Source organism: Pseudomonas sp. NKUCC02_KPG, from assembly GCF_019345465.1.
In the GTDB taxonomy this organism is placed as follows: Bacteria; Pseudomonadota; Gammaproteobacteria; order Pseudomonadales; family Pseudomonadaceae; genus Aquipseudomonas.
This window is the reverse complement of sequence record NZ_JAHKRC010000003.1, coordinates 96,645-122,737: the sequence shown is the minus strand read 5'-3', so window position 1 is coordinate 122,737 and position 26,093 is coordinate 96,645. Positions and strand designations below refer to the sequence as shown.

General features: G+C 57.4%; 25 protein-coding genes and 1 pseudogene. 10 read left to right on the top strand and 16 right to left on the bottom strand.

Features of this window, described 5'->3' with window-relative positions:
- Nucleotides 1–8 precede the first annotated feature (8 nt).
- The 8 genes from KO536_RS05185 to KO536_RS05150 all read right to left on the bottom strand — a co-directional run bounded on the left by KO536_RS05185 (nucleotide 9) and on the right by KO536_RS05150 (nucleotide 7,115).
- On the bottom strand, nucleotides 9–479 hold the full coding sequence (locus KO536_RS05185; protein WP_219261323.1) for a MaoC family dehydratase: 471 nt from the start codon (nucleotides 477–479) through the stop codon (nucleotides 9–11).
- Between the two features lie 10 nt (nucleotides 480–489).
- Nucleotides 490–1,275: an SDR family oxidoreductase gene (locus KO536_RS05180; protein WP_048358316.1), complete on the bottom strand. Its 786-nt coding sequence runs from the start codon at nucleotides 1,273–1,275 to the stop codon at nucleotides 490–492.
- Between the two features lie 88 nt (nucleotides 1,276–1,363).
- A complete protein-coding gene (locus tag KO536_RS05175) occupies nucleotides 1,364–2,242 on the bottom strand; it encodes an SDR family oxidoreductase (RefSeq protein ID WP_219261322.1) in 879 nt (292 codons plus the stop codon).
- Nucleotides 2,243–2,252: 10 nt separating this feature from the next.
- Nucleotides 2,253–3,404 (bottom strand): acetyl-CoA C-acetyltransferase, encoded by a 1,152-nt coding sequence (locus KO536_RS05170; RefSeq protein WP_133079694.1) that lies wholly within the window; start codon nucleotides 3,402–3,404, stop codon nucleotides 2,253–2,255.
- Between the two features lie 3 nt (nucleotides 3,405–3,407).
- On the bottom strand, nucleotides 3,408–4,466 hold the full coding sequence (locus KO536_RS05165) for an acyl-CoA dehydrogenase family protein (protein ID WP_219261321.1): 1,059 nt from the start codon (nucleotides 4,464–4,466) through the stop codon (nucleotides 3,408–3,410).
- Between the two features lie 8 nt (nucleotides 4,467–4,474).
- Nucleotides 4,475–5,629, bottom strand: coding sequence for an acyl-CoA dehydrogenase family protein (locus KO536_RS05160; protein ID WP_133079692.1), 1,155 nt, complete (start codon nucleotides 5,627–5,629; stop codon nucleotides 4,475–4,477).
- 10 nt (nucleotides 5,630–5,639) lie between these two features.
- Entirely contained in the window at nucleotides 5,640–6,404 is a 765-nt protein-coding gene (locus KO536_RS05155; protein ID WP_219261320.1) for an enoyl-CoA hydratase family protein, read from the bottom strand.
- Between the two features lie 156 nt (nucleotides 6,405–6,560).
- Nucleotides 6,561–7,115 carry a PadR family transcriptional regulator gene (locus KO536_RS05150; RefSeq protein ID WP_219261319.1) on the bottom strand — a complete coding sequence of 185 codons (555 nt, stop codon included), beginning with the start codon at nucleotides 7,113–7,115 and terminating at the stop codon, nucleotides 6,561–6,563.
- Between the two features lie 549 nt (nucleotides 7,116–7,664).
- Between KO536_RS05150 and KO536_RS05145 the strand changes: the two genes are divergently transcribed.
- The 6 genes from KO536_RS05145 to KO536_RS05120 all read left to right on the top strand — a co-directional run bounded on the left by KO536_RS05145 (nucleotide 7,665) and on the right by KO536_RS05120 (nucleotide 15,148).
- Nucleotides 7,665–8,162: an adhesin gene (locus KO536_RS05145; RefSeq protein ID WP_219261318.1), complete on the top strand. Its 498-nt coding sequence runs from the start codon at nucleotides 7,665–7,667 to the stop codon at nucleotides 8,160–8,162.
- A 112-nt stretch (nucleotides 8,163–8,274) separates the two neighbouring features.
- Nucleotides 8,275–10,800 (top strand): TcfC E-set like domain-containing protein, encoded by a 2,526-nt coding sequence (locus KO536_RS05140; RefSeq protein WP_219261317.1) that lies wholly within the window; start codon nucleotides 8,275–8,277, stop codon nucleotides 10,798–10,800.
- A 262-nt stretch (nucleotides 10,801–11,062) separates the two neighbouring features.
- Nucleotides 11,063–11,806 carry a molecular chaperone gene (locus KO536_RS05135; RefSeq protein ID WP_219261464.1) on the top strand — a complete coding sequence of 248 codons (744 nt, stop codon included), beginning with the start codon at nucleotides 11,063–11,065 and terminating at the stop codon, nucleotides 11,804–11,806.
- Nucleotides 11,803–12,300: a CS1 type fimbrial major subunit gene (locus KO536_RS05130; RefSeq protein ID WP_219261316.1), complete on the top strand. Its 498-nt coding sequence runs from the start codon at nucleotides 11,803–11,805 to the stop codon at nucleotides 12,298–12,300. Before KO536_RS05135 ends, KO536_RS05130 begins: the two co-directional genes overlap by 4 nt.
- 494 nt (nucleotides 12,301–12,794) lie before the next feature.
- Nucleotides 12,795–13,967, top strand: coding sequence for an acyl-CoA dehydrogenase family protein (locus KO536_RS05125; RefSeq protein ID WP_219261315.1), 1,173 nt, complete (start codon nucleotides 12,795–12,797; stop codon nucleotides 13,965–13,967).
- Nucleotides 13,964–15,148 (top strand): acyl-CoA dehydrogenase family protein, encoded by a 1,185-nt coding sequence (locus KO536_RS05120; RefSeq protein ID WP_219261314.1) that lies wholly within the window; start codon nucleotides 13,964–13,966, stop codon nucleotides 15,146–15,148. The genes KO536_RS05125 and KO536_RS05120 overlap by 4 nt, the downstream gene beginning before the upstream one ends.
- 121 nt (nucleotides 15,149–15,269) lie before the next feature.
- Here KO536_RS05120 and KO536_RS05115 read toward each other — a convergent pair whose 3' ends face one another.
- The 4 genes and pseudogenes from KO536_RS05115 to KO536_RS05100 form a co-directional block, all read right to left on the bottom strand.
- Nucleotides 15,270–16,883, bottom strand: coding sequence for a DUF1302 domain-containing protein (locus KO536_RS05115; RefSeq protein WP_219261313.1), 1,614 nt, complete (start codon nucleotides 16,881–16,883; stop codon nucleotides 15,270–15,272).
- Between the two features lie 97 nt (nucleotides 16,884–16,980).
- Nucleotides 16,981–18,363, bottom strand: a complete 1,383-nt coding sequence (locus KO536_RS05110; protein WP_219261312.1) for a DUF1329 domain-containing protein — start codon at nucleotides 18,361–18,363, stop codon at nucleotides 16,981–16,983.
- 113 nt (nucleotides 18,364–18,476) lie between these two features.
- A pseudogene (locus KO536_RS05105) lies at nucleotides 18,477–18,698 on the bottom strand (hypothetical protein); the annotation flags it as partial.
- A 306-nt stretch (nucleotides 18,699–19,004) separates the two neighbouring features.
- On the bottom strand, nucleotides 19,005–19,475 hold the full coding sequence (locus KO536_RS05100; RefSeq protein ID WP_133078259.1) for a hypothetical protein: 471 nt from the start codon (nucleotides 19,473–19,475) through the stop codon (nucleotides 19,005–19,007).
- A gap of 440 nt (nucleotides 19,476–19,915) precedes the next feature.
- On the opposite strand from KO536_RS05100, the gene KO536_RS05095 reads away from it, so the two are divergent.
- Nucleotides 19,916–20,146: a hypothetical protein gene (locus tag KO536_RS05095; protein WP_133078258.1), complete on the top strand. Its 231-nt coding sequence runs from the start codon at nucleotides 19,916–19,918 to the stop codon at nucleotides 20,144–20,146.
- A gap of 22 nt (nucleotides 20,147–20,168) precedes the next feature.
- Here KO536_RS05095 and KO536_RS05090 read toward each other — a convergent pair whose 3' ends face one another.
- The 4 genes from KO536_RS05090 to KO536_RS05075 form a co-directional block, all read right to left on the bottom strand.
- Nucleotides 20,169–20,387: a hypothetical protein gene (locus KO536_RS05090; protein ID WP_133078257.1), complete on the bottom strand. Its 219-nt coding sequence runs from the start codon at nucleotides 20,385–20,387 to the stop codon at nucleotides 20,169–20,171.
- 131 nt (nucleotides 20,388–20,518) lie between these two features.
- On the bottom strand, nucleotides 20,519–21,853 hold the full coding sequence (locus tag KO536_RS05085) for a phospholipase effector Tle1 domain-containing protein (RefSeq protein WP_219261311.1): 1,335 nt from the start codon (nucleotides 21,851–21,853) through the stop codon (nucleotides 20,519–20,521).
- A gap of 195 nt (nucleotides 21,854–22,048) precedes the next feature.
- Complete coding sequence (locus KO536_RS05080; RefSeq protein ID WP_016780464.1) at nucleotides 22,049–22,453, bottom strand: TraR/DksA family transcriptional regulator; 405 nt, start codon at nucleotides 22,451–22,453, stop codon at nucleotides 22,049–22,051.
- A 329-nt stretch (nucleotides 22,454–22,782) separates the two neighbouring features.
- Nucleotides 22,783–23,313, bottom strand: coding sequence for a nuclear transport factor 2 family protein (locus KO536_RS05075; protein ID WP_219261310.1), 531 nt, complete (start codon nucleotides 23,311–23,313; stop codon nucleotides 22,783–22,785).
- 410 nt (nucleotides 23,314–23,723) lie between these two features.
- Here KO536_RS05075 and KO536_RS05070 point away from each other — a divergent pair, with 410 nt between their 5' ends.
- The 3 genes from KO536_RS05070 to KO536_RS05060 all read left to right on the top strand — a co-directional run bounded on the left by KO536_RS05070 (nucleotide 23,724) and on the right by KO536_RS05060 (nucleotide 26,083).
- Entirely contained in the window at nucleotides 23,724–23,975 is a 252-nt protein-coding gene (locus KO536_RS05070) for a hypothetical protein (protein ID WP_133078254.1), read from the top strand.
- Between the two features lie 172 nt (nucleotides 23,976–24,147).
- The gene (locus KO536_RS05065; protein WP_133078253.1) at nucleotides 24,148–24,864 is read left to right on the top strand and encodes an HPP family protein; all 717 of its coding nucleotides are present in this window, start codon (nucleotides 24,148–24,150) and stop codon (nucleotides 24,862–24,864) included.
- 142 nt (nucleotides 24,865–25,006) lie between these two features.
- Nucleotides 25,007–26,083 (top strand): GGDEF domain-containing protein, encoded by a 1,077-nt coding sequence (locus KO536_RS05060; protein WP_133078252.1) that lies wholly within the window; start codon nucleotides 25,007–25,009, stop codon nucleotides 26,081–26,083.
- The last annotated feature ends 10 nt before the right edge of the window (nucleotides 26,084–26,093 follow it).

The window sequence follows — 26,093 nt, the reverse complement described above, 5'->3', positions numbered from 1 at the left end:
TTCAGGGCTCACTTCTCAATAGGGTTGAAGGTGTAACGGCTGATGGTGTCCACCACGCAGCCGGGGCGCTCGCTGCCCTCGATCTCGACGCTGATGCGAACCACTGCCTGCAATGCCTGGCCCAGTGCCTCGACCTCCACGATCTGGCCATGCCCGCGCACCCGCGAACCGACCTTGACCGCAGCCGGAAAGCGCAACCGGTCACTGCCGTAATTGACACCCATTGCCAGGTTTTCGAACTGCATCAGTTGCGGCATAAACAGATTGGCCAGTGCCAGGGTCAGGTAGCCGTGGGCAATGCAGGCACCGAACGGCCCCTTGGCTGCACGCTCAGGGTCAACATGGATCCACTGGTGATCGCCCGTGGCCTCGGCAAACAGGTTAATCCGCTCCTGGGTCAGCACAATCCAGTCGGTGTGCCCCAGGTCTTGTCCACGTGCGGCGAGCAGCTGCCCGGCGCTGCGAAATAGCGTACTCATGGTGTGATCCTCAGGCCTGTTGCGAGCTGACAGGCAGCACTTCGCCAACCATGTATGAGGCGTAATCACTGGCCAGGAACACCATGACGTTGGCCACTTCCCACACTTCAGCGGCGCGACCGAAGGCTTCGCGGCTGGTCAGTTGCTCCAGCAGTTCACTGCTGGAGGCTTTTTTCAGGAAGTCATGCAAGGCAATGGACGGCGCCACGGCGTTGATCCGCACCCCGCTCTCGGCCGCTTCCAGCGCACTGCAACGGGTCAGGGCCATGACCCCGGCCTTGGCGGCGGCGTAGTGGGCCTGTTCTTTCTGCGCCCGCCACCCCAGCACCGAGGCGTTGTTGACGATTGCCCCGGCGCCACGGCGCTCCATGTGCGGAAGCATGGCGCGGGTCATGCGCATGGTGCCGGTCAGGGTGATATCCAGCACGGAGGACCACTGTTGATCGGTCATTTCGGTGAGGCGTACCTGGCCGCCAAGACCTGCGTTATTGATCAGCACATCGACCCCGCCCAAGGCATCTTCAGCTGCGGCGACCAACGCTTGTACATCGGCTTCGACGGTGACGTTGCACAGCTGGCCGTACACCGCCTGCAATCCGGTTTCCGCCTTGAGGCGCTCGACCGCTTCTTCGAGGCGGCGCGGATGAATATCGGAAATCATCAAGGCGCGGCAGCCTTCTTCGGCGCAGCGTTTGGCAGCGGCATAACCGATACCTGCGCCAGCGGCGGCGGTGATCAAGATCGACTTGCCGGCGAGCAACTGGTGGCCGGGCACGTAAGGAGGCGCTTGTCTCATGGTTGAAGTCTCTGGTTAAAACGATAGCCCCGCTGTGGGAGCGTAATTAAGAGCAACGCTGCTCAAGTGTGGGAGCGGGCATCACTCGTCAGCTGCCCCACACCCTTTGCGGTGCAGGTGCTTCTGCCAGGATCTGGCCCATGGCTACACCGACTTCTTCTGGCTGCAGTTGCGCACCCTTGTCGCGGGTCACGCCGGTGCGCCAACCATCGCCCACGGACAATCGCCCGCCCTGGCTTTCGATGATTTGCCCGGTCACATCTCCCGACAGTTCGCTGCCCAACCACACCACCAGCGGTGCAACGTTTTCCGGGGCCCAGGCGTCGAAAGCTCCGTCTTCGGGCTTTTTCACCAGGTCCGGCATCGCGCTCTCGGTCATCGAGGTGCGTGCCGCCGGGGCCAGGGCATTGGCGGTAACGCCGTAACGCGCCAGTTCAGCCGCCTGCACCAGGGTCAGCGCTGCAATGGCGCCTTTGGCAGCGCTGTAGTTGGACTGCCCGACCGAGCCCTGCAAGCCCGCTCCCGACGTGGTGTTAATGATTCTTGCGGCCACCGGCTGGCCGGCCTTGGCCAGGTCACGCCAGCGTTTGCCAAGGATGTTGGCCAGGCAGAAATGCCCCTTGAGGTGCACGCGCATCACGGCATCCCAATCGTCCTCGCTGAGGCTGATAAACATGCGGTCGCGCAAAATACCGGCGTTGTTGACCACCACATGCACTTCGCCGAATGCAGCCAGGGCCGCATCCACGATCTGTTGTGCCGTGGCCAGGGTGGTGATGTCATCCGCGTTGGCGATGGCCTGGCCACCTGCCTCGCGAATCTGCGCAACCACTTCTTCAGCGGCTTCGCGGCGAATATCGTTGACCACCACGTTGGCACCCTGCCCGGCGAAAGCCAGCGCATAGGCACGACCCAGTCCACCGCCCGCGCCCGTGATGATGACGGTACGTCCTGCACAAATTGCCATGTCAATGCTCCTAGAGGCGTTCAATAATCGTCACGTTGGCTTGCCCACCGCCTTCGCACATGGTCTGCAGGCCATAGCGGCCGCCGCTTTGCTCCAGCTGGTTAAGCAGGCTGGTCATCAACCGTGCCCCGCTGGCACCCAATGGATGCCCCAAGGCAATTGCGCCGCCGTTGGCATTGGTTCTGGCCGGATCAAAATCCAGTTCCTTGGCCCAGGCCATGACCACCGAGGCGAATGCTTCGTTGATCTCGACCCGGTCAATGTCAGCGATGTTCATGCCGGCTTTTTTCAGCGCGGCGCGGGTGGCGGCAATCGGCGCGGTCAGGTGCCAGATCGGGTCGTCGCCCAGCACCGAGAGGTGGTGGATCCGCGCCCGTGGTGTCAGGTTGTAGCGCTTGAGTGCCGCCTCTGAAACCACCAGCAAAGCGGCCGAGGCGTCGCAGGTCTGGCTGGAAACCGCAGCAGTGATCGACGGAAACTCGGCAGACACCGGCTCCAGCTCGGCCATTTTTGCCAGGCTGGTGTGGCGCGGCGTTTCGTCGTCCCATACCCCTTCACAGGGCACGATCTCGTTCACCAAACGGCGCCCGGCAATGGCATCCAGCGCCCGGCGATGGCTTTCAAGTGCATAGGCTTCCATTTGCTGGCGGCTGATATTCCAGTGATCCGCAATGCGCTGGGCGGCGTAAAACTGGTTGACCGGCTGATCGCCAAAGCGCGCCCGCCACCCCTTACTACCGGAAAACGGGTCACTGAAACCCAGCGGCTGACCGGCCAGCATCGCCGACGAAATCGGGATCTGGGTCATGGTCTGTACGCCGCCTACGGCAATCACATCCTGGGTGCCACTCATCACGGCTTGCGCAGCAAAATGCAGTGCCTGCTGCGAGGAACCGCACTGGCGGTCAATGGTGGTGCCAGGCACGTTGAGTGGCAGACCTGCAGCCAGCCAACTGGTGCGGGCGATATCACCGGCCTGGGAGCCGATGGTGTCGACGCAACCAAAAATCACGTCGTCATATTCGTCCGCCGGGATCTGGTTGCGCTCGACCAGTGCCTTGAGCACATGGGCCCCCAGATCGATTGCATGGACATGGGCCAAACCGCCCTTGCGCTTGCCGGTAGGGCTGCGCAGCGCGTCAACAATATAGGCTTGGGGCATCGGTCAATCCTCGAACGTGTGACCGGGGCCCAGAGGCGCCGCACCACTCAATACATACTCGGCCACACGGGTCTTGTGCAGCGCACGGTCGCCCCAGGCGCTGTCCAGTGCCCAGGCGCGTTTCATGAACATCTGCAGGTCGACTTCCCAGGTGTACCCCATCGCGCCGTGTACCTGAATACCGTGGCGAGCCGCCAGCCAGCTTGCTTCACAACTGGCCAGACGCGCCTGGGACACCCACACGGCTGCATTCGGCTCGTTATGAGCCAGGGCGTAAGCGGCGCGATACAGCACCGGCTTGGCGAATTCGAGCTGGGTGGCAACGTCGGCCAGGTGGTGTTTGACCGCCTGAAAACTGCCGATCGGCTTGCCGAACTGTTTACGCTGCGCGGCGTAATCCACCGACAGATCCAGCATGCGTTGCGCCAGCCCGAGCAACTGTCCGGCCACCGACAGCGCGCCACGGTTCAGCGTCTGCGACCACAGTTCACGACCCTGTTCGCCCTGCGCCACCCGCGTCGCAGCACAAGGTTGCCAGCTGACCTGCGCCAGACGCCGAGAGGCATCAAGGCTGCTGTGACCCTGGACATCCACCTGGCTGCGAGGTACGGCGTGAACGTCATCGCCATGGGCCAGCAGCAACAGATCAGCATGGGCGGCATCCGCCACCAGCGGATTGACCGGGTGCCCGATGGCAACCCGCAAGCTGCCATCGGCTATACCCTCCAGCCACTCGCCACGCTGGGCAACGCTCTCGGGCAAGCCCGCGATCAGGGCGCTGGCCACATAAGCGGTATCGGCCAGCGAATCAGGTATGGCGTAGTAACCCAACTCCTGCGTCATCAAGGCCCAGGCCACGTCATCCATGCCCAGGCCACCAAAGGCTTCAGGAATCGACAGTGCCGTAAGGCCCTGCTCGGCAATTTTGTTGCGCAGATCCGGGGAACGGCCGACATCGGTTTCCCAGATTTCACGGAGCATTTCCGGCGCGGCTTCAGTCATCAGAAAACGGCTGATGGCTTCGCGGAAGGTTTGCTGGTCATCGGTAAAGGTAAAGTCCATCCCCGGCCTCACTTCGGCAGACCGAGCATGCGCTCGGCAATGATATTGCGCTGAATCTCGTTGGTGCCTGCGTAGATGGGACCTGCCTGAGCAAACAGAAAGCCCTCCAGCCAGTCGTGGCCGTCTGCCGATTTACCGGTCAGTTCGCCACTGGCACCCAGGATGCGCATGGCAGTTTCGTGCATGCGCAGATCAAGTTCCGACCAGATGATTTTGTTGGTGCTCGACTCAGCGCCAATCTGCGCCCCACGGCTCAGCCGGCCCACGGTGTGGTAGGCGGACAAGGCGTAGGCTTGCGCATCCATCCAAGCCTTGCACACCGCATCACCCAGGCTCGGGTCACGGTCGGCACTGGCACGGTTGGCCTGATACAGCTCCACCAATTTGCGCGCCGTGTACTGAAAACGCGCCGGTGAACGCAGCAGCAGGCCGCGCTCGAAACCGGCAGTGGCCATAGCCACATGCCAGCCCTGCCCTTCATCACCAATGCGATTTTCCAGCGGGATGCGCACGTCATCGAAGAACACTTCGGCAAATGCGTCCTTACCGTTCAGGGCCTTGATGGGACGCACCGTCACACCCGGCGCATTGAGCGGCACCATGACAAATGACAACCCGTGGTGACGGCTGGAAGTCGGATCACTGCGAAACAGGCCAAACAGCCAGTCCGCAAAAATGGCCCGTGTCGACCAGGTTTTCTGGCCGTTGAGCACATAGCCCTCGCCATCACGGGTGGCCTTGCTGGTGATCGCAGCCATGTCGGAACCGGCGTTTGGCTCGGACCAGCCCTGGGCCCACATGTCCGCACTGGCCGCCATGCGCGGCAGAAAGCGTTTTTTCTGTGCTTCGGTGCCGAACTCCATCAGGGTGGGCCCGAGCAATAACTGGCCGTTCTGATTGACCCGCATGGGGGCGCCCGCACCGTAATATTCTTCTTCGAAAATCAGCCACTCGATCAGATCGCAGCCACGGCCACCCAGTTCGGTGGGCCACATCACCATCGACAGACGACTGTCGAACAACTTGGCTTCCCACTGGCGATGCTGCTCAAAGCCTTCGCGGGTGTCGTAACTGGCGAGGGGTTCGGACGGCAGATTAGCCGCCAGCCATTGCCTGACCTCCTGACGGAAAGCCTTTTGTTTGGGCGAATAAGTCAGTTCCATGGTCGGTTCCTCAGAACTTGGCGTCGCGTTTTTCAACGAACGCACGGCGAGTTTCGGCGGAGTCCGCACTGGTGTAGGCCTGAAGCGTAAAACCCTGCTCCCAGCGATATTTGTCTTCCAGGTTGCCGTCTTCGATACCGTTCAACGCTTCTTTGGCGATGCGGATCATGGCGGGGCTTTTGCCCGCGATTTTGTGGGCAATGTGCAGCGCGGTTTCACGCAGTTGCTCACGGGGTACTACGCGCTCGATAAAGCCGTACTGCTGGGCTTCTACAGCGCCGATCTTGTCGCCGGTAAAAAACAGATAACGCACTTTTTGTACCGGGAACAAACGCTGTAGGTGGGCACCACCGCCCATCGCGCCGCGGTCTACTTCCGGCAGGGCAAACGTGGCGCAATCGGAAGCCACGACGATATCGGCGGCGCCGGTAATCCCGATCCCGCCACCCAGTACAAAACCGTGAACCGCGACAATCACCGGCACCGGGTTGCGATGCACCGCCTTGAAGGTGGCGTAGTTGCCTGCGTTGACCTTGACGATCAGTTCCGGGTGGGCGTCGAGCTCCTTGATATCGACCCCTGCGCAAAAACCGCGGCCCTCGGCACGAATCACGATCACACGGACCTCAGGATCCTGGCCAAGCGCTTCCAGGGTATGCGCCAGGTCCAGCCACTCCTGGCTGTTGAGGGCATTGACGGGTGGCCTGTCGATCACCAGTTCAGCGACGCCTGCGTCGATACTGGTGTGAAATGCGGTATGAGTTGCGCTGTTCACATGTGCTCCCGGGTTGGCAAAGGCATGGGAGCAGTATGGGAACGCGCCGGGGGTGGATCATCGTCCGTTGAGACTAACGGGTGCACAGGCTGTTTAGCTGCCGAAGAGCTTGGCAAGCCTGAGCTCCCCGGCAGCTATGGGTTGTATCACGCGGGGTTACTCAAATCTGGCAGGGCCGTCGACGATGGCTTTTGCCGTGTTATTGAGCAAGTCATGCACACGCTGGATCTCGGACGGGCTCCACAGCCCCTGATGCAGTTGCAGGGCATGGCGCAGGTTATGCACGGCCTCGTGTATTTCTTCGGGCCGGTGCTGGCTGCGTAGCGAGCGCCTGCTGACATCGATGCGCATCCGAACGCCACTGAGTGCAACGTGCTGCTGGGCAAGAAAAGCACGACCGATGTCGGTAATGCTGTAGCTCTTTTTTTCGCCCTCCATAGTGGGCACTACCAACTCGCCCGCCTCCAGAAACGCCATGGTCGGATAAATAACACCCGGGCTGGGACTGTAAGCACCATCGAAAAGCGCTTCGACTTGCTGGATCAAATCATAACCATGGCGTGGTTGTTCACTGACCAGCGACAATAACAACAACTTCAAATCCCCTGCCGCGAAGACCCTCGGATTTCGACTCCCTCGCTCACGTCCTGACCGTCTGTCCAAACCCTCGCCAAGATCGCTCTCAGGCTGATACTTATATGGGCTGTTCATAATCGCACTCCATTTAATTCAACAGAGCCCACGTTAAAACACACCTAAATAGGCAACTCAAGCCAATAAAACTCTCACACCAACAACATGATTATAATTCAACCAAACAATATAACTCAGCCTGTTCCTTCGACATAACAAACACTTTGGCCACGATATAGCACCCGCCATAATTCCATCCGCAATCTGGCAATCTTCCAATTACACCACCTTGCGAACCACAGCAGCTGTCAGGTGGGAACAGCGCATCCATTTGATACAGCTAAAATTTCTCAACAAGAATATTTTTTTAAAAAGCCCCCGAAGGACTCCCCCTTCAGCCAGCGCAGGAAAAAGACTACAAAAGCATAAGGCTATGACTACTTAAACGCTTACCACCATTCGACTAGTCTACGCACCGTGATGGCTCTTCAGTTATGAACGTTCAATAACGCCCGATGTTCCCCTGATGCTCTGGCGCAAAACCCGTCACTCACTTACTGATGAGCACATTTAAAATCTCAGTTCATCCCTGAGACGCTTTGTCCCTTAAAACACAGGTATATATTCATGTTTAAAAGTAAATTGGCTTTGGTTGCCGGCGTTCTTGCAATTGGCGTATCCACTGTCGGCATGGCAGCAACCTTCACCGGCAGCACTGCCATTCAACTCACAGCGACAATTCCACCGGCTGAATTCCAGATTGGGCCTGACGACATCACTTTCGGCGGTTCTGCACCAGTAGCCATGAGTTACGACGTTGCCAACGGCAGCCTGAGCGATATTGTCCGCCGATATCAGTTCAAGACCAGTGCAAGCTCAATCAAGGCCTATATCGATGGTGGCCCTGCCTTCCTCTCCAACGGTAACCCCGCGCAAAAAATCCCGCTTTCGACCAAGTTCAACAATATCGAGTTGACCGGTGCTTCTCTGGAAGTCGTCCCTGTTGCTACCGCTGTTGCTGGGGGTTCCGCAAACCTGGTGATTTCCGCGGGCACCTTTCCTGCCGGAGCCACTGGTGATTACACCTCCTCATACACCGTGATGTTCGAAAACATCGCTCCATGATCATGACTCCCCCGTTGGGCTGACCAACAAGCAATATCTGCACTTGGTCAAGTTAGAAAGTTGACCAAGTGCAGTTATAAAGCTCCTGATTTGTTACCTGAGTATTGCGTACATGTTTCCAATGACGCGCATTGCGGCATCACTTGCCTTGTTATTATCTGCTGCTTCATTGGCAGCCGCTGAAGGCAATGGTGCTACACCTAGAAGTTTGCTGGTACAGGCCAAAGGTTTACCCGCCGATTTCGAAGAACACCTGTTCGACGTCCCGCTGGCTGTTCAAGTCGAACGCGACTCGCTGTTGGTGGGTGAAGCCATGGTCGTACTGACACGCGATGATCGTATGACCCTTCTAGAGTTTACCGACCTGAATGGCAGCAAAGTATCACCCAGTGAAAGTGACCTCTGGGCAGAGTACCTCAAACAAGGCGTGCAACTGGGTGCTTGTACCACTAAATGCCCCGAGCAATTAATAGCCGTTCATTACAACCTTGAAAACTCGCTGCTTTCATTGCTGACCGGTAAAGCCGAATCAGCTTATCTGCAAAGCCAGTACCACGAACTGCCCGTCGATGGCAGCACTGGATTAATCGTACGCAATCAACTGAACCTGACAACAGGCCAGCAAGAACAACTTGGCGGTCGCTATGGCCTTGAGGCCAGCAGCAGCCTCGGCAACTGGACCCAGACCCTGAACATGCAGTTCTCGACGGTTGCCGACCCGGATCAAACCCAGATCAAGCATGCCGTCCATGACGCCTATACCCAGCGTGAACTGGAAGGTCAATTCTTGCGTCTGGGCTATTTCACCCCCAGTTCACTTGGCCTGACCCGACAGATCCGCACTTTCGGCGCCAGCCCTGACACCACCTTTGGCGTGATGTATGGCAGCTCCGACAGCCTGACCATAAATCAGCCCAAACCCAGCGTATATCCCATCTATGTGACCGCTAACCGTGAAGCAACGGTAGAGATCTACCGCAATGGTTTGTTGATCAATACTCAAATGGTGCCTGCCGGCTTGCAAAGCCTGGATACCCGCCCCTTGCCCGGCGGCATCTATGAAGTTGAAGTACGCCTGGTCGAAGATGGTCAGGTCAGCAGCACAACCTCGGAGCTGGTCTATAAACCGGCCAACTGGCGCAACCTCGATGACCCATGGCGCTACAACCTGTTTGCCGGGCGCGAGAGCAAACTGTTGAGCAACTACGACACGCAAGACAACGGCGACATGACCGCCGGGGCTTCGCTCAATTACCTGCTGCACCCGCGGGTGGTGCTCGGGCTGTCCGGGCGGCAGATCAAAAACGATCTGCAATGGGGCACCTCCATTGACTGGACTCTGGCCGACAACGCCAGCCTGTATGCCAACGTGTTCCAGACCCAAAACTACGGCACCGGGGTTGATCTCAACGGCCAGTACAACTATGGCCAGGGCAACATTGCGCTCAACCATACCCGCAGCTGGCTCGACACTCGCGATACCTACGAAACCCTCCCGGACGGCACGCGCCTGCGTAAAAAGCCTTCGTATGTGGGTCAGACAAGCAGCTCGTCGGTATCCGTCAACCACCGTGTCGACGCAAAGAGCAACCTCAATGCACGTCTCACTCATAGCGATGGCTATACCAAGGGCTACGGGCTTGATCTGGGATGGTCACAATCAACGCACCTGTTTGGCAGCGACGGAAACTGGCGTTTGTCGGTATTCGACCGCCCCGGCAGCCTCGGTACCGGCAATCAGCGCAATCGCGGGATTGACCTGAGTGTCTCCCTGGCACTAGGTGGGCCGGGTGAGCAGTGGTCAGCCAGCCTGGGTTCACGCACAAGCCGCGATGGCGCACGTGACAACAATGCATCGCTCACATACCGAAAAGATCTCAAGGACCATACCCTGCAAAGTGTGAGCGCCACGGCAACTACGGATACCTATGGGGTCGGGCTCAGTGGTCGGGCCTCCTTCCAGACCAACGTCTTGACGGGCGATTCATTCCTGCAACGCTCCTCGTATAACGGCAAGCTGAGCGGCGGGCTGAACCTGGACAGCACCGTGGCCTTGAGCGGCTCGAAAATGGTGATGACCAACCAGCCCAATGGACAAGGCGCCGGGATGATTGTTGATGTGGAATCCGATATTGCCGATATCGCCCTGCGCGCTGATGACTTGAGCGGCGGCAGTACGATACTTCGCCCCGGGCGCAACTTTATCCCCATCACGGCTTATAAAAGCAGCTCCGTCAGTTTCGACTTTCAGGGAACCGACGTACCCGCTGCCTCCATTCAACCGCAACGCACCCGCTATCACCTTAATAAAGGCGGCGTGGACTACCGCACGATCAAAGTGGTGAACACCGTCACCGTACTCGGGCGCCTGATTGATCCGCAGGGCAACCCGCTCAAGGGCCATCACATCATCAATCACGCCAGCCGTGGCGTGACTGAAGTGGATGGATTCTTTTCGATGGAAATGAACGCCTCCACCCCGACGCTTGAAGTACGCAAGGGCGAAGCATTGCTCTGCCAGTTCCGCATCGACATGAACAAAACCAGCGTGCAAAACAATGTGATGGAAATCGGCGATTTGCGTTGCACGGCCGATACCCTGGCGGGGTCGGTGAATACCGACAAAGTGTCTGGTTGATACCTGCACCGTTAACGACAAATAGCCGTTGAAGCTATATTTAAACTTACAGAGCTGCATCACTGCTCACATGGTAAAGGGCATTGAGTGGGTCACACCGAAACTATATGAGCCGTCGAAATAAAGCGTCGGACCAGGACATCAAAAAAGCATATTAATAAATGCTAAACCAGGACGGTGTTTATAAACAAAGCGGAACCGTTAATGGGTATTCGACAATTTAATGCTGCCCGTCAGCAACTATAAAGCGCAGGAAATCAACATGAAATTTGCAGCTGTAATACTCGGCTTATGGGCCATTTCCTTTGGTGCCATTGCAGGCCCGAATATCAATGTCGGAACCGTATTCGACTACATGGACGGCGACAAAAGCACCTACTTGAAACGTGTCTATAACGGTGGCGACAGCACCGCCTTTGTACGTATTTCGATACTCGAAATACTTTACAAGCCTGATGGCAGCACCGCAGAAGTGCCCCTCACTACTCAAGGCAGCGACGCCATGCGCGACGGCCTGATCGCCAGCCCGGCCCGCCTGATCATTCCCGCCAAAGGAACCCAGGGCACCCGCCTGCTTTCCAAGGGCTCCCGGGACAAAGAGCGCTACTTCCGCTTACGTTTTGTGCCTGTTGTTCCTGAAAAGGAAGATGAGTTCGCCATCACTCAAGAGGACTCCGACGAGTACAAAAAAACCTTGTCAGCCGGGGTCAATGTGATGGCCGGTTACGGCACCATATTTATCGTTCGCCCGAAAAACCCGCGTTTTGATACCAAAATAGAAGACACCCCACAGCAATACTCACTGCGTAACAACGGCAACACGGTCGTGGTGGTAGAGGAGTTCAAAGACTGCTCCGTCAAGAACCCGCAGGACTGCAAACCCATCACCACGAATCATATCCTGGCAGGTCGCACCTTGAAGGTTACCAAAGAGGCAGGTCGCCATTATCGCTTTAAACTGGTTGAGGGCCGCGCAGTAAAGACTATTGAGGTCAAAGGGCAATGAGCCCCCTCGGTAAGCAATCCCTGCGCGGTGCACTGGCATTAATGCTGCTGGCTGCTCATTCAGTGGCATTCGCCGCCCGGGAAGAACATGTCTTTGAGGTCTCTGTCACTATCCCGACCGCGGAGTTTTACGTACTGCCCATCGACCCAGGTTTTCTTGAGCGTGAGCAGCGTATGGGGTGGAACAGGGTGAACAACGCACTTGATCCAATCAACGCGTTGTTCGATGTGCACAGTAGCAGCGGAGCCATAACCGCCCGGCTGGGTTACGAACCAAAGCTTTCCAATGACAGGTTCGACATTGCGCTTCAGGTCAAATTCAACAATCAGCTATTGAGCTTGAGCAGCACCGAAGTGGTTAATGAATTGCAGGCAAGGGACGGTTTACGGGTGCCATTGCGCATCGAAGCACCCGAGCCCGCAGACGGTTTCAAGCCGGGCGACTATTTTGGCAATGTGCTGATTATTTTTGATTCGCAGCTTCCATCAGGCTGATAACAACCCAGCAGGAATGCCACTGGACGTACCTGGCTACGCATTGGGCGCGTTTCGGAATTCAGCAGTGCGCGCCCGCCACTCTTAGGCTTTTTAGCGCATCGTCTGTTTACCGTGCTGAATTTAAGCTTTTGGCAGAATTCAAACCAGACCCGGAAAGTTCTGCACGCAACCTGTTCATAAATAAAACACCGCCAGTATCGCCAATAACAACGACTCTTCAGTCTCCCGCTAGCCACTGGGAGTCACGACAAAGCAACTGTTCAAGTCCACGTTTTATGTCGAACAAAAACCCTAGACCCTGCATTTTGAACTCCAGAAAAGGCACGTCGAAGAAATGATGACCGAACGCGGCAAGTACTCGGGCAACATCACCGTCATCCGGGATTCGGAAATCTGACGCAGGGCCCTGAACGGACTAGTCCGACTCGGGGATTGCACCCGCGCGGCGCGCTCGCAAGCTTGAGTCGTATTTCTACGATGAGAGCCTCCCCATGGAGCTTGCCCTGACTGACGAGCAGCGAATGATTCAAGCGTCTGCCGAGCGTTTTTTGACCCAGGTTGCCAGCTCCAGCGCCGTACGCACGGCAATGAGCAGTGAACGTGGGTATGACCCCCAAACATGGGCGCAAATAGCCAAGGAGCTGTACTGGCCTGCACTGGCGATCCCTGAAGCCTATGGCGGACTCGGACTGGGCTTCGCCGAGATTTGCCTGTTGCAGGAGCAATTGGGACGCTGCCTGCTGCCTACGCCTTTTTTCGCTACGTGCTGCCTGGCCACCCCTGCCCTGTTGCTCAGCCGCAATGAGTCACTCAAGGAACGCTGGTTGCCATTGATCGCCGCTGGAGACGTACGCGCCAGCCTCGCCTATACCAGCGCACCCCGCTGGGACGATAGTGGCGTGCAGGTGTATGCACAAAGCCATGCAGGCGGGTATCGCCTCAATGGCGAGTATCGCTATGTCATCGACGGCGCCGACTGTGACCTGTTGATCATTGCCGCTCGCACTCCGGGTAGCATCGGCGAAGCCGGTATCCGCTTGTTCGCTTTACCTGCTGACACACCCGGCATTCTTTGCCAGCCGCAGGCGACACTGGATCAAACCCGTCGCCTGGCCACCCTCACCCTGAACGACGTTGCCGTCTGTGACGAGCATTTGCTCAGCGAGCCGGGACAAGGCTGGCCAATGCTGCGCGATGTGCTGCATATCGCTTGCATTGGCCTGGCTGGCGAACAGACCGGCGGTGCCCAGCAGTCACTGGACATCACCTTGAAATACATAAACGAGCGCGAACAGTTTGGTCGTCGTATCGCCAGTTTCCAGGCCATCAAGCACCGTTGCGCCGATCTGATGCTGACCATCGAGTGCTCACGGTCCGCCAGTTATTACGCGGCCTGCATTGCCGATCAATGCCTGAACATTGATGGCGATCCCGGCACCCGACAACAACTGGGAGAGGCCGCCGCCACTGCCAAGATTTTCGCCAGCGAAGGTTTTTTCCAGTGCGCTGCCGAGTCCATCCAGCTGCATGGTGGTGTGGGATTCACCTGGGAATACGACCCGCACTTGTATTTCAAGCGAGCGCGGGCCAGTGAGCAAATGCTCGGCACTCCGGCATTTCATCGCGAGCAGTTGGCCAGACAGATTTTCGGAGAGTGCACATGAATATCGGCTTTAGCGCAGCAGATGAGCAGTTCCGGCAACGAGTGGCCCAGTGGATGCAAGCGCACCTCACTGGCGAATTTGCCGTTCTGCGCTTTCGTGGTGGCCCAGGGGATGAAGACTTTTCCCCCGCGTTGCGTAAACGCTGGGAGCAGGTACTGGCTCAGGGGCAATGGGTCGGTGCCGGTTGGGCCACCGAGTATGGGGGCCGTGGACTGAGTATCAACCAGCAGGTTATTTTTTTTGAAGAGTACGCCCGGGCGGGCGGTCCGGGGCGCATGGGTCATATCGGCGAGGGCCTGGTCGGACCGACCATTGCAGCCTTCGGCACCCCCGAGCAGCAACAGCGTTTTTTGCCGCCGATTCTGTCTGGGCAGGATTTTTGGTGCCAGGGCTACTCCGAGCCCGGCGCAGGTTCCGACCTGGCCAATATCAAGACCCGCGCCAGTTTCGATGAAAGCAGCGGCCAATGGGTGATCATCGGGCAAAAGGTCTGGACGTCCCTGGCCCATGAGTCGGATTGGTGCTTTGTGCTTGCACGCACCGAACCAGGCAGTGTCGGTCATCGCGGCCTGTCTTTTTTGCTGGTCGCCATGGATCAGCCAGGAATACGGGTTCAGCCGATCCAGCAATTGACCGGCACCTGCGAATTCAACGAAGTGTTTTTTGATCAGGCCAGGACGTCGGCGCACAACATGATCGGCCAGCCTGGCGATGGCTGGAAAATTGCCATGGCGCTGCTGGGATTTGAGCGAGGGGTTTCGACCCTGGGTCAGCAGATGCAGTTTCAGAATGAACTGGACGAAGTCGTGCGTATCGCCAGGGCCAATGGCGCGGCCCAGGACCCCGTCATACGTCAACGCATTGCCCAGGCCTGGGCCGGCTTGCGCGTGTTGCGCTACAACTCGCTGCGCATGTTGTCCGGAGCTCAGGATGGCAGCCTTCGACCTGAAGCAACAATCTACAAGCTGGCGTGGTCCACCTGGCATGTGGAACTTGGAAAACTGGCGATGGACGTGCTGGGGCCTGAAGCCGAGCTGCTGGCAGGGGCGCCTTACGAACTGACCCGCCTGCAGGCCCTGTTCCTGTTTACCAGGGCCGACACCCTCTACGGTGGCAGTAGTGAAATCCAGCGCAACATCATTGCCGAACGAGCGTTGGGCATGCCACGCGAAGCGCGTTAGAACCTGTGGGAGCGGGCTTGCTCGCGATGCTATCGACGCGGTTTCCCTGCTGAACCGCGGCGTCTGAATCGCGAGCAAGCCCGCTCCCACGGTGTTGCGCAGCTGTCCTTACCTCAACCTGTCAGAACGTGTACTTGCCGTTAAACGACAGGTAGTCCCTGTCAGCCATTGTCCGCCCCTGGGCAATATCGGCCGAACTCAAGTAAGCCACGTAGGTAAGCCCCAGCTGGAAGTTACCCAGGTATTTAAAGTCTCCCCCCACTGTCAGACGCTTCTCGGCACGCCCCAATCCGGAGTAGGCACTGCCGTCGATGTTCTGGGTCCAGGTGGCTTTGGTCGTCAAATCCCAGCCGTTAAACACGTTGGGGTGATCGAAATACGCGCCGATGCCAAGCAGGCTTGAACCACGGGTCTGACCGTCGTACACGAACGTGTTGAAGGTGCCATCAGTGCCCGCTCCACCACCGCTGATCGTCAGGTCATCCACACCCTGAATCCTCTGGTGTACCACCTCGGTCATCAACGTGGTCTGTTGCGCCATGAACGTCGGCCCAATCATGTACACCGCGTTCAGGTTGCCCTGCCACACCTGGCCACGGGCCGGAGCACCATTGCTCAAGTACACCGCGGCACCATCGCGGTAGCTCAGGTCACCGGCAAACTGCACCGAATCACCGACTTTTGTGGTGAAACTCATGCCCGTGAGCTTGATGTTGTCAAAGTAACCCAACTGGTAACTCGGACCATTGCCGTTGCCACCCACTTTGCCCAGCGAGGAGTAGTGAGTCTGCCCGGTGAAGTCGAAAAACAGCGCCGGAACCCGATCGTGATAACGGTAGTGGAACAAGCCGATTTCGGTGTTTTGCGTCAACCGGTAGCGGGTGCCCAGGCCCCACTCGCCACTGTTGCCCGGCTTGACTGAGCCGCCATAACCGACAGCAGCTGCATCCGGCAAATTATTGATGACTCCCGGGGCCAACCGAAAGAACTCGGCGCCCGGGCCAAAGGTGTCGCTGCCGAAATAGTCACCCACGGGATTGAGCTGGGTTTCTTCCCACTTGTATTGATAGAAACCGAGCAAGGCCAGATCTTCGTTCACCGACCACGAACCCGAGACTTGCCCTACCGGCAAGTAGGCATCCTTGGCTTCGGTGCCCGGTACGTTGAATTTGGTCGAATCCACTGGCGCCTGGCCCTGGCTGATGTTGGGCCAGAACAGGCTTTCACCCCAGGCCACCAGGTGCCGCCCGGCCTTGAGGGATAAATACTGGTCGTCATTGACCGTGAAGTCGCCGTACACGTAGGCGTCCAGCAGCCGCGCTTTGCTGCCACTGAGTTTGCGCGTGTCCTGGCTGAAGTCGTTGTAGCGTCCGGTCTTGTTGACCGTATCCGGTGAATCGTTGTCATTGCGTTGATGGTAGACCTCGTCATAAAAGTGACTGCCGCGTACCACGGCGCCGAGGTTGTCGTGTTTGAGCATCAGCTCGCCAAACACACTGACCCGATTATTGATCAGTGAACCGCGCTTGAAGTTGCGCGTGGCGTCGTCGTAGTTGATGTTATTGAGGTATTCGTGATCAGGCTTTTCGGTACGCATCGAAGCCGTGTAGTTCACGGTCAGCGATGAGTCGAGCGTGGTGTTTTCGCCCAGTTCGATGGTTGGCGCAGCCAGCGCCAGGCCGCTTAACCCCGACAACAAACCGGTCCCCACAAAACGCGTGTATTGCTTGAACATGCCTTGCTCCTTGTTATTGTTTTTTTGCCCCGCCCAGCCGCCTGCGCACAGGCAAGGCCCGTGGCAGACAGCTGGATGGAGTCAGGGCGTTACAGGTTTACTTGCCGGCCCGGCGTGCTGCTTCAGGGCCGAAATCCCCCGGCGCAAGTCCGCCTTTGTTCAGCACATAGCCGTTACGTTGTTCGTTGATCAGGTTGAACGCCAGGTAGCTGCGCGAGTTCAAGTCGTGATACAGGCCAACACCCGCCTGCCAGGTCTGTGTCTCCGGGGCGTAGAAGTAGTTGACCATCGAGGTGCGCCACAGCTCGCCACGGTTGTCGTAGTTGTCGCCCATGATCGGGAACCAGCTGTCTTCGTCGATGTACATCGTGCGCTTGCCATACAGATGGCGGTTGCCGGGCTTGAGCACGCCTTCGAGCACCCATACGCGGTGCAGCTCATAGCGCATGTTGTCGGGGTTGATATGGCCCGGAGTCAGCAGGTTGGCGTACTTGAGGTTGCTGTCATGCAAACGTGCCGTGTTGTACGGGATATACAGCTCTTTCTTGCCGACGATATTCCAGTTGTAGCGCTGGGCAGAGCCATTGAAGATTCGAACTTCGTCGACCGTGATGGAACCACCGGAGCCCGGGAATGCCATGTCGAAACCGTAACCCGGGGATTGACGAACGCGACGCGTGCCGGGGTCATAGCGCCAGCTCTGGCGCGGCTCGGTCTTGTCGTTCCAGTACTCGGTACCGGTGTTGATTTCACCCTTGTCGCGCTGTGGCAGCAGAGTCTCGTTGAGATAGAACGCTGAGTTGCCGGTGGTATCACCTATTTTTCCTGGCTCAAGGCCCGGCGCCATGTTGCGCGAATGCACACGGCCCCAGTTGATGTTGCCGTCCTTGAGCACATAGGCGTTGTCTGACGTGTATTCCTCGGTCCATGCCCGCACAGTAAACAACGAGGCGTTTTTCAGCAGCTCGATACCGTTTTGCGGGATGGGGAATGCCACACCGCCGGTGCGAGCAACCACGCCCTCACCGTCATCGACCAGCTTGGCGACCGAAGCATTTTCCAGGGTGGCCTTGCACACGGTGTCAGAGAAACGGAAGTCGCGGTGCGAAGGATAAACCGGCATGCGAAAGGTCTGCGGATAGAGCTTGAACAGGGCTTTCTGACCCTCGGACAGATGGGCGTCGTACTGACTCAGGTTTTGCGCGGTGATCACAAACAGCGGTTTTTCGTCAGGGTACGGATCGACGGGATGCTTGCCCGTGCCCTCGAACTTCATTCCGGGTACCGCACCCAGCCATTGACCGCCAAACGCCGGAATGGTGCCTTCGGCATTGCCCGCCCGCTGTGCGCCGACGCAGGTCAGATCCTTGCCCAGCCGGGCGATCTGATCCGCCGGTGCCTGGGCCAGTGCCAGCCCGCTATAACCGTGTAAAACCAGTGCGACTGACAGCCAGCCGCCCATCTGGGTGATGCGTCCCATGGAGTTCTCCTTTTTTATTAGTCATGCAAATGCTCGTGTGGGAGCGGTCTCCACCAACGGTTTTCCCGGGTTGAACCACGCGGCCAGCACCGGAAGCAGGAAGATCGCGCCCACACGTTGACCAGCAGGCGATTGGCGCCGGTGAAGATACGGCTGAAGTCCAGGAAGTTGAGCATGTAGGCATGACGCACCGGGATCTGCTTGTTGAATCCGGGGTCCAGACGTACGGGGGTGGCGCTGTAGCCCAAGGCCAGGGTTACAAGCAGAAAAAAGCCAAGCAGGACGTTGCGCCGGGCCATCAATTGCTCGGCGCAGTTGTTTACAAAGCGCTGCATGCCCATGCTCGCGGTCCCTCGCACACTCGTTTAGGTGATCGCGATAATCAAACGGCCCCGCCCCTTGAACATCGTCCATAGGGGTTAGGCTGTTTGAGGGACGGACTGCGCAAAAGCTTATAGCCAGCGCCTTGAATCTGTAGCCGCTGAGGAGCGCAGCGAGGCTGCGATCGGCTGCGCACAGCGGCCGTAAACCTGAGTATTCGTTATTGCGCGTAGCCTGAGCTCACGGTGGCAGCGTCGCAGTGGCGCACCATCCCCATCGCAGCCTCGCTACGTTCCTCAGCGACTACAGGGTATCTCTTGTCACTCTTTACTGGCCTTGAACGTCAACTCGCCCTTGGGCCATTTGGCGGCTTTGGCGGTGACGGCCTTCAGGGTTTTGCTCAGGCCTTCCTTGAGCTGCTCCTGGGCGGCGAAGATCAGCATCACGGTCTGACCTTCCTTGAATACGATACCTTCGCCCAGAGGTGAGCTGACATAAGCGTAATCACCGATACCGTAGATGGTCATCTTGATGTCGCGGAATTTGATTTCGAACTTGCCACCTTCACGGCTGGGCAGGACTGCAGCGCGAAAATGATCGCCAACCTTGAGCCCCAGGCCTGGCTTGTCATCGACTACCAACGCTGCTTCTGTATCGATTTCAGCGATGTAAATACCTTCTGCGTTCTGCTCGGTGATGTACACAAAGCGGGACTGGAACAGTTTGACCAACCGCGCCCGCAAATCGCCAAGAACAAATAACGCATGCATCTCCAGATTGCTGACTGCCAACGAAAAACCCTCGAAAACGTGAAGTGGAGCTACCAGAACAAATGACAGGCAGCAGAAAAAAGGCCTCAGCCCACTTATATAAAAACCGGATACAACAAAATCTCCGGACTGCTGGAGTCGGGAGTGGCATGTAACAAAGACCGACGATTACCGCAGGTTAATGGGCATCAACCCGGGCCTGCATCAGCAAAAACAGGCTAAAAAATACAACCGGAGTGCCATTCTACCGACTCATGCCCGAGATTGGGTATACACATCCACTTCTCAATCGGGCAAACCGTGATTTTTACTTCGTTTACTGGCCGTGAAATAGCGCTTTCGTCGCCCGGACACGTTAACTGCGCCGCTGGGTGTCAACTACTGCCATACTTGCGCAAAAATCGACCTGGCCCATGCCGCCGGGTTGTCTGGGCTCCATTACCTCGAAGGGAAAGTGACACGTGACGGAATTTGATATTGGCGAATTTTTTATCCGCGGCGAGTCCAAAGAAGTCGACGGTGAGTTTCAGGCAGTGATTGTCATGCGGGCCAAGCCACCGCTAAAAACGGTGACTTACCATCAGGTCGAGAAAGACCGCTGGTTCAAGACCGCCGAGCAGGCAGAAATTGCAGCCAAGAGCTCGGCACTTGAATTAAAACAGGCGGTGGACGCAGGCGCCCTCAACGCCTAGCCCCCAACCCGGAAGACCCGAATCAAGCGCGCTGAGCCCGACCGTGCGCTGCCCATTGGGTGGCGCTCAACTGCGCCATCCAGGCAGAGCGACACTCCTCCGCTTCCAGGCGGCTCGAGAACGCCGTACCCCGCTGCTCACCATTGACCAGCACAACCCAGCAAGCCTTCTGCCCCGTGGCCCGCAACCCTTCGGGTACACCGCTGCCAATCATCACGGCGACATCAACCCGGTTAGACATGATGGTTACTCCACCTATTTAGTTAGTCACCTAACGATGTCAGCCATCTTAAAGAGTAACCCTCGCTGGAAAAAGCCATGCCCTGCATAGCTCCATTGCACCAGCTGTAACAATATCCGTGTTCCTCACGCTCAGACCGGTGCCTTCTGGTCGAACACAGAGCGCCCACCCTCTTGCGGTATGTTGAAGAATCCCTTGTCCAGCACCCCGAGCCCCTCACCCACATTGGCATTCCAGTTGGCCGAATGATGCACGTAGCGCTGGCGCAGTAAACGCTCCTGGGCATTAGTCAGCTTGATCGCATTTTTCGGCACCTGACCCTCCAGCCTTGTAGCAATGGGGATCAGTTCGTCAGGCAAGGCGTCCTGTGCGTCGCTCAGGGCAGCAAAGGGCACCCCGTGCTCACACGCCAGCCTGTGCATCATGCGTAAGTACAGGCGTGAAAGCTGGCCGTACAGGCGGCGTTGCATAAAGACAGCGGCCTGGACCCTCTTCATCGGGTCCTGACGACTGCCGGCCTTGCGTTCTTCAGTGCGCACCTGCAAAAAATCGTCCGGCGCCAGCGGATCAATCAAGTCCTTCTCCTGCCAGTCCAGCCATTGCGCTTGAGTCAGCTTCCAGGCCCGGGTCAGCCTGACGGGTGTGGACGGGCTGACCAGATTGCTTTGCCAGCGCGTCAACTGCACCTGCTCTTGCATCTCGACCGGATAACCACCCCCCAGATCGGCATGGGCACCCGGCAGAAAAATATCCAGCGGCCATTGCGGCGCAATGCGGGTCAGGGAAAAATTGCGCCGGTATTCATCCCGGGCGCACAACTGCACCACTTGTTGCGCACAGTCAGGCCCCAGATACAGATTGAGCCCCGGGTTGATCTCATCCCCCACATCACCCAGGTCCTCCAACCCGCCCATCGCCGCGACGGTATCGAACAAACCAATAAACTCAATGGAGCATGTGAAGTCGGGCGCCAGGGCAAACTGTTTTTTAAAAGGGAGGGTGCGCACTTGGTTGGCGAAGTGCCGGGCTGCTGCCGCGCCCCGACTGAAGCCAAAGATATCCAGCTGCAAACGACCCAGGGTGTTGGGGGGAGCAAGCCGGACAAATCGCCCCAGACATTGGCTCAGCAGCGCCTGGGCCTCATCGGCCTTGCCCAGCACACCGGTGCGGCCACGGCCATAGCTCAGGCCCGGAAACGCGGTATCCGCCGCAGCGGTGGTGGTGCCAATTCCGCTGACGTAAAGCGATGTCTGCGCTCGCGCATCGCTGAACGTCGTTTGCACAGGGTAATGGCGGTGCAGACGGGCGATATTGGTCGGGGTGCCGGCATAACTGCTGGCGGGATCGACCTTCAGGCCCTGGGCCTGACGCTCCTGGCCCAGCAGAAGGTTGAACTGGTTATTGGCTGTGCCATCGAAAAAGATACCGACACGCAATACACGCTCCGTATTGCTTGAGCGACTCATGACTCTGACCCTCGATTAATTCAGCTTCGCGCAAAAACGCCGTGCCGAATATAAAGGGACATCACCAGGACACTCAGCCAAACGTCTATTTAAAATTTTAGCGGGAATTGCTGCGGGGGAGAGGCTTGCAATGGGAACGACTGCAGAGCCCAAGCTACCGAAACCGCATGGCGCGGTTCCGGCAAGGACAGGCGCTTAGGCCTGACGCTGATGCTTGTCGATTTGCTCGTGACGCTCTTGAGCTTCGATGCAGTACTTGGTGGTAGGGCTGATCAGCAGGCGCTTGAGGCCGATTGCATCGCCACTGTCATCACACCAGCCGAAGCTGTCGTCCTTGATACGCTCAAGTGCTTGCTCAAGCTGAGGCAGCATGCGCTGGTCACGGTCGATTGCGTTCACCAGCCAGGTGCGCTCTTCTTCAACCGAAGCGGCGTCTGCAGGGTCGGCCGGAGTGTCCAGGCTCTCGATCGCGATGCGGTTCTGCTCGATACGCTCGTGGGTTTCAACCTTCATGTTTTGCAACAGCTCGCTGAAAAAAGCATGTTGCTCGGCATTCATGTAGTCATCCGCCGGCATGGCCAGCAACTTATCCTTTGTCATTGATTTCTCTATAAAAAATACGTGCATTAAGGCTAATTAGGGAGCGTTCTGACCGATTTTGATCCCAACCCGTTAGGTGCCATCTATTTCAAGCGCCACCCGGCACTCAATTTACGAGGGGCGGCAGTCTAAGGCCGACTTATCGACTCAGCAACCGAAAAAGCACCTATTGTCCAGCAAAACCTGAAAATCGCTGAAAAACGTGTTCGCCGGGGGCTAATGGAGTGCGTTTATAGCAAGAAATTCAATGGCCAGGCTGAAAATGCACACATCACGTGCTAAGACGTGGTGTGCGCATGGATCTGTAATTACAGGCCGCGAGCCAAGGCTCAGGTTTGAAGATACTCAATGACAGGGGCAATGTTGCTGAGCTGTGGCGCCCTCTCAATCATCTCGCCAGGCAGGCACCACGGGTAATCCAGACTCTGCAGCCAATTCATTACAGGTTCAAGGAATTGCGACGGACAAACCTGCATGTGCTCGATCGTGATGCACAGATGCTCTGCCAGTCCCGACTGCGGCGCAAATCGCCAGTGATATTCGCCGCAACCTATGCGTAATTCGCGAGTCTCTTTGACAGACATTCCCACCAGCCATTTGCAGGCATGGGTATTGGCGCCTGCCTTGGGTGGCTCACCCAGACAAAATGTATAGACGTTTTCATAACTCTGGCCAAAGCGGCGCACCAGCACATCGGCGATACCTGCTCGACCGCTGACCTGAGGGGGAAATGAAATGACACCGGTGCGTACAACCATTTCAAGGGTTGCATCTGCAGTGAAGGCTTGGCGCAAAAGGTCAGGACGGTTTGAATCCTTGGCAAAAATGTACTTTTCAATCGAATCAGCGATGTTCGGCATTAGGGATGCGTCCTGGAAGTCGGGTTTGATGGGCACGCAAAGTCATCTTGAGCAGGGGCTGACAACGCTCGCATAAAGTATTTCTACTTTTAACTACTGATGCCAGCTTCAGCATGAAACCACATCAGTAAAAGCGCGACTGAGCTCATATTCATGAGTGATTTCACGATCCCTCATACCTCACCGACCACATCGAACAATCCTACAGTTTTCTCCGTAAACCTTATCTCTTAGCTACGCATTACCTTACAACACCCCGCAGTTTTGAAACTTTACAATCATTGCCGCTAATCCTAGATCGCCAGCTGAGTAAACAAGCGTTATGTCACTGCTTGTATCCTGATACATGGCATTGGCGACAATACCCTCTATGCGTCCATCCATACCCTGCCTATATGGAGCACAACGTGATGAATGAATCCTTGCTTGCCAATGCTGACCACTGCCCCGAGCAGGACCTGTGTTCCCAGGCGCAAGGATGCGCAGACGACACGTGCGTGCTGACACTGTGCAAGCTGCTGAAACTGCGGGATGCATTGATTGTTCTAAAAGGTCCGCTGGCCAAGAGCCCTGCCGCACGCACCTTTATAGAGCAGCGTCTATTGAACAACGAGGTGTATGAGCGCGTTCTGGGCAAGCTTGCCGCTGATAATCGCGGCTAACATCAAAAATAATGCACTTAACAAGCATTATTATGCATTTGCGGACTGCCCCATAACGGGGCAGACTGCACCCGTTCCTCCCCCAAATGAAGGGACATTTCAAGGGCTTGCCGGTAATCCCGTCAGGCCCTTTTTTTACCTCCCCGCTCCACAACACCGGATTGTCCTGACCATGCAAAACCGCTGGATCAGCCGCCTATTGCCTGCGGCTACGAACACCCGTCCCACTGAATGGAGCCGCGCAGCCGTAGGCGTATCCCTTGGCACGCTGTTCAGCGTCTGGGTGTGCAGCCTGTTCTTTGGTCTGCCCGTGGCCATGCATTTGATTGGCCCGCTGGGTGCTTCGGCCATTTTGCTGTTTGCCGTGTCTTCAGGTGCGCTGGCACAACCCTGGTCGATTGTCGGCGGCTACCTGTGTGCAACGGTGGTGTCTCTGGGAGTGGTGTACTTTTTTGGGCGCGGCCTGGACAGCGCCTGCCTCGCCGTCGGCATCGCCATGCTGTGCATGTGCCTGCTGCGCTGCCTGCACCCGCCTGCCGGTGCGCTGGCGTTACTGGTGGTGCTGGCTGACCCGGACAGTGCCAGCCTGGGGTGGGGCATGCTCGCCCCGGTGATGCTCAGCGCAGTGAGCATGCTGATTGCGGCGCTGGCCTACAACAATCTGACCCGTGTGCGTTACCCAAAAAAATCGGCCGAGGCGAACCCGCTGGTGATTGCTGATCAGGCCCCCGTTGACCCGGGCATTACCGCCCAGGACTTGCAACATGCATTGCAGCAAATGGACGCGTTCATCGACGTCACCCCAGAAGATCTTGAAGAGCTGATCAGGGCCAGCGAACAACATGCGCGCCGTCGCAGCATCGGCGAAGTCTTCGCCCACGAGGGCTGATGCGGATACCGGGCACTATTGGCTTGCCCGGTTTCGATAAGCCGCCAACTCCTGCTAGGGTTATCCGGGCAACTCCGGGGAGAAAATTGTGGAACACTTGATCCCCCCGGATACCGTCATCCGACAGTGATCAAGGCGCGCGATGCTCAAAACCATTGAATCAGCGATTTCGAAACAAGCTGCCCCCCCTGCCTTGCAAGCCGAATTTGCCCAACACGATTTCGAAAAACTGCGCAACTTTTGCCGCCTGACCTACATCACGAGCATTGCGATCTGGTTGCTGTTCAACCTTATTGTCAGCACCAAGGGCGGCCAGGGTTTTACCGGCCTTTCCCTGCTGTTTATCAGCGTCATGGTGGGGCTGACTGTCATTCTTGGCTTTATTCACAACTACCGGCACTTCGACGTACTCAACCTGATTTTCGTCCTGTTCATCACGCTCGGCCTGCGCCTGATCATCTTTGGCCTGCCTGCAGAGACACAGCCCATCTGGCTGGCACTTGCCAGTTCCAGCATTCTTTACAGCGCATCGGTTTTGCCCCTGAGCCGCTGGGCCTTTCTCAGCGTTGCGGCCATCAACTGCGTGATGCTCAACCCTTTCCTGATGACCCAGGCGTCGATCATGGATCTGCGCGGCCTCTTGATCCTGTGCTACTTCGCCTTTTTGTGCAGCCTGACGATCTACAGCTTTTTCAAACTACGCCGGGTCAAACTGCACAACTACACAATGTCCAAATTGCTGGTGGCCCAGGCTTATCTGGATGCCCTGACCGAGATTCCCAACCGGCGCTCCTTCATGCTCCAGGCAGGCCATGAGTTACAGGCCCTGCCCCGGGAACACGACCACTATCTCGCGATGATCGATATCGATAACTTCAAGAAGGTCAACGACCAGTTTGGCCATGATATTGGCGATGAAGTGCTCAAGCGTACTGCCGACATCATCAAGGGAGTGATGGCCGACCATGAATACGCGCGACTGGGCGGAGAAGAGTTTGCCGTGTACCTGGCCGGTGTACGTCGCAGCGACGCCGAGACGCTGATGGATACGTTGTGCCGACAGGTGCGTGAAGCCCCCCATTCGCACCCGGTGACTGTCAGCATCGGCCTGGCCCGGGTGGGCGATGACGACACCCTGAACCAGGCCCTGGCCAATGCAGACAAGGCGTTGTACGCATCCAAGCACAGCGGCAAGGACCGGTTCAGTGTTTATCAGTAGAGACCGACTC